Origin of the sequence: Anaerotruncus massiliensis (ex Togo et al. 2026) (genome assembly GCF_030825285.1) — a bacterium.
In the GTDB taxonomy this organism is placed as follows: Bacteria; Bacillota; Clostridia; order Oscillospirales; family Ruminococcaceae; genus Anaerotruncus; species Anaerotruncus massiliensis.
On sequence record NZ_JAPJQF010000098.1, the window covers coordinates 1 to 3,489 of the forward strand.

General features: G+C 64.3%; 4 protein-coding genes. 1 reads left to right on the forward strand and 3 read right to left on the reverse strand.

Annotated elements, in window-relative coordinates:
• Positions 1-573: 573 nt before the first annotated feature.
• Positions 574-1,506 carry a S1 RNA-binding domain-containing protein gene (locus RCI06_RS14290; RefSeq protein WP_101549270.1) on the forward strand — a complete coding sequence of 311 codons (933 nt, stop codon included), beginning with the start codon at positions 574-576 and terminating at the stop codon, positions 1,504-1,506.
• A 50-nt stretch (positions 1,507-1,556) separates the two neighbouring features.
• On the opposite strand, the gene RCI06_RS14295 is transcribed toward RCI06_RS14290, so the two are convergent.
• The 3 genes from RCI06_RS14295 to RCI06_RS14305 form a co-directional block, all read right to left on the reverse strand.
• Entirely contained in the window at positions 1,557-1,793 is a 237-nt protein-coding gene (locus tag RCI06_RS14295) for a helix-turn-helix domain-containing protein (RefSeq protein WP_256152772.1), read from the reverse strand.
• 157 nt (positions 1,794-1,950) lie between these two features.
• Positions 1,951-2,367 (reverse strand): YjdF family protein, encoded by a 417-nt coding sequence (locus RCI06_RS14300; RefSeq protein WP_101549267.1) that lies wholly within the window; start codon positions 2,365-2,367, stop codon positions 1,951-1,953.
• Positions 2,368-2,529: 162 nt separating this feature from the next.
• Positions 2,530-3,489, reverse strand: a 960-nt coding sequence (locus tag RCI06_RS14305; protein WP_306576429.1) for a hypothetical protein, incomplete at its 5' end; no start/stop codon positions are given.

A 3,489-nucleotide genomic window follows, 5' to 3' on the forward strand; every position in this document is an offset into this window, starting at 1 on the left:
AGCCCCCTTAGGCGGACTTTTGGTTCCTTTTCGTCCGTCCGAAAAGGAACCCGTGCCGCGCGGCGGAACGCGCTAGTCATTCTTGCCGCTTGGAAAGCGGCAATTCCCGCGATAGCCCCGCCGGGCGCAGCGCGGCAAATCCAGAACCACCGCCGGGGCGGGACCCGGCAATCTCCGCCGCCGCAGGCGGCACATCTGGAACGCCCCGGAGGGGCGCGAAAAAGGCCGTCCGTCCGCAGGGCGGAAAACCCAAAACCGCCGCGCGGCGGAACGCGCTCGCGATTTTTGCCGCCGAAGGCGGCTCCGCTTAGGGTTCCGGCCCGCAGGGCCGGGTCGCATGGCGACTCCCTACGGGGAATCCAAAGGGGGCCTGTGGCCCTCTTTGAATGCGCGTCGCCGCTCTGCGGCGCTCGCCGCAGGCGAGGAGCGCATCTAAAGCCCCGCCGGGCGCAACGCGGCAAATCAACGAGGGCTTCGCCGCTCCCCGAGCAGCAATCCAAAGGCAAATCCATCTTCTATTCCGCCCCACGCGCTCATATAAATGGGGTATGTTGAAAGAGGAGGGCTCACAAAATGCCAAACTACAAACCGGAAGGACTGCTGATAGATACCCCGGCGAACCGGCAGGCGTTCCACTCGCTGAGCGCCCTTCAGGAGGCGCACGCCTCGGGGCGCATCCTGGAAAGCCGCGCGGTCGTCTGCGACCCCGACCACAACCTGATTGTGGACATGGGCGCATGGCGCGGAATCATCCCGCGCGACGAAGCGGCGCTCGGGATCGCGGAGGGCACCACCCGCGACATCGCCATCATCTCCAGAGTCAACAAACCGGTCTGCTACCGCATCACCGGCTTTGTCAAAGCGTCCGACGGCACCGTTATCCCCCAGCTGTCCCGCCGCGCGGTCCAGCAGGAGTGCCAGGACAATTATATCGCGTCCCTCGTCCCCGGCGACATCATCGACGCGCGTGTCACCCATCTGGAATCGTTCGGGTGTTTCGTGGATATCGGCTGCGGCATCCCCTCCCTCATCCCGATCGACGCAATCTCCATCAGCCGAATCTCCCACCCGCGCGACCGCTTCTCCCCCGCGCAGGACATCAGGGCGGTCGTCAAGGCGCTTGAACCGGGCGGGCGCGTCTCCCTCTCCCACAAGGAGCTGCTCGGCACCTGGAGCGAAAACGCCGCCATGTTCTCGGCGGGCGAGACGGTGGCGGGCATCGTGCGTTCGGTGGAGGAATACGGCGTGTTCGTCGAGCTTTCCCCCAACCTCGCCGGGCTTGCGGAACCGCGCGAGGGAGTGGCCGTCGGCCAGCACGCGAGCGTCTATATCAAAAGCCTCATCCCGGAAAAGATGAAGGTAAAGCTCATCATCGTCGATTCCTTTGAGGCCTCGTGGCGCGCCCAGCCCACCCGCTATTTTCTCACGGAGGGGCACCTGAACCGGTGGCGTTATTCGCCCGACTGCTCCGACCGGCTGATCGAAACGGTGTTCGACGGAGACTAAACGATACATAAAAGGAACCCCGGGACGGCGCGCCGTCCCGGGGTTCCTTTTTACCTGCGCCGCCGTGGTGGGTAGGGCTTTTCAACCGCTGTGCGTCCCAACAGATAATCGGTTGAGGTGCCCAGATGATCCGCCATCTTTTCCAGCATTTCGATGCTGATCTTCGTCCGTCCCGTTTCCCGGCTCGAGTAGGCTTTCACAGACAGCCCGAATATTCGCCCCATCTCTTCTTGATTATAGCCCTGGTCCCTGCGCAGTTCTTTGAGAATATCCCCGTCAATCGGCATCCCTTCACCTTCCTTGTAAGTTTTTGAGCCATGTGGCCCTTACAAGGATAGCAGGATCTGATCAGCCTGTGGCGAAATGTGTCACCAGTAGCAACGTTTTGGATAAGGGAAGGGGGCTTTGCAGAAATCCGCAAAGCCCCCTTCCCTCTTCTGGGGCCTAGCGGCCCCGGTGCTTTTCCTTTTTCTTCTGCTGGCGCAGCGCGTACCGCTGCGCCTTTTCCTCTTCGGCGCGCGCCTTTGCGTTCACCTTGCGCTCGCGCGCCGCTTCCTCGCGCATCAGGCTCACCGCCTGCTGCGCCTTGGTCCCCGTTCCCGTCCGGGCAAGCCCGCGCGCGATCTCCCGCTGCATCCGCTTGGGATTGATCTGCCTTGCGGCGCTTTCCCCATCGGGGACGGGCGGACTGAACCGCAGCCTTCGCCAGTGATCGAGGAAATACCCGTAAACCTCGTAGTCCTTCGGCTCCGCGCCGAACACCACCCGCGCGGCGCGCAGCTTTCCGCCCTCGGAAACCTCGCAAACCGCGACCCAGAACGGGTCCTCGAAATAAACCGTTGTCCTGCCGCGAATGTCCATTTGCCGTTCCTCCTAAAAGAGTGTTCGCCGCGGGGAACGGACAACCTTAGGAGGCAGGTTACTGACGGCTTCCGCCGCGCCCGGACTACCAACCGGGCCGTGTTTTGATCCCCGCGTTTTGTTATGTGAACGGGCCGGATTGCCCGCGATCACCTCTTTCCGCTATGATTCCGGCACAGCCGGGAACGCCTTCACCGAGAGATACCGGAAGCTGCCGTCGCCGTTGGGCGCGAGGGTATACCGGAGGGCGCCGGTCGGCAGGAGCTGGAACGGCTCGCCGTACTGTTCGATCCAGACGTCGCACCGGTCCGCGCCCTCGTCGATCCGCACAATCCGCTCGTTGCGGTAGCCGCCGCCGTGCCCGTTGAGCCCATAGCAGCCGCTCTCCGCGTCGTAGAGGGGCGAATCGGTCATGACGAAGCCGTCCAAACCAAAATACTTCCCGGCGACCGCGTCGAGCTGCGCCTGGGTATAGCCGAGGCCGGAGCCAATCCCGATCGGGGTCGCCTCCTCCTCGGGATAGTCCCGCGCGGCCGTCCCGAGCAGGAAGTCGAGCAGCGCCCCACGGTCGATCTCCGCCGGGTCGTCGAACGTCTCGAAAAAGGCGAAATCGCGCATCCACCGGACCTGCCGCGCGGCGGCGCTCCGCGACAGCTCCGTGCCGGGTATCTCCTTGCCCGCGGGCGCGAAGGACAGCACCGAATAGCGGTCCCACATGCCGTAGGGCGCACAGCCGATCCGCGCGATGCAGGCGTTTTCACCCGTCTTGAGAGGCGTTTCGCCCGGGTCGGACACCTCCAGCGTGAATCGGCAGAGCCAATCTTCGCCGTCCTGTTCCGGTTCCCCATGCGAGACGCTGTCGATTGAAACCGCCTTCCAGTAGTCGAGCTTGCCCTCCACGCCGAAGGCGGGATTGGCCAGCGCCTCGAGCGCGGGGACGTCCCCCTCCCGGAGCGCGGCGGCCAGCAGCTCTGCCGTCCGCGCCGGGGAAAGGGATTCCTCCGGCGGCGGCTCGGCCTCGATGCCCGGCTGTTCGGCGGGCGCGGAGGGCGCCTCCGGGTGCGAGGAGGCGGTCTGCTCCGGCACGGATCTGCAAAGCTTGTCAAACAATTCCTTTCTGCT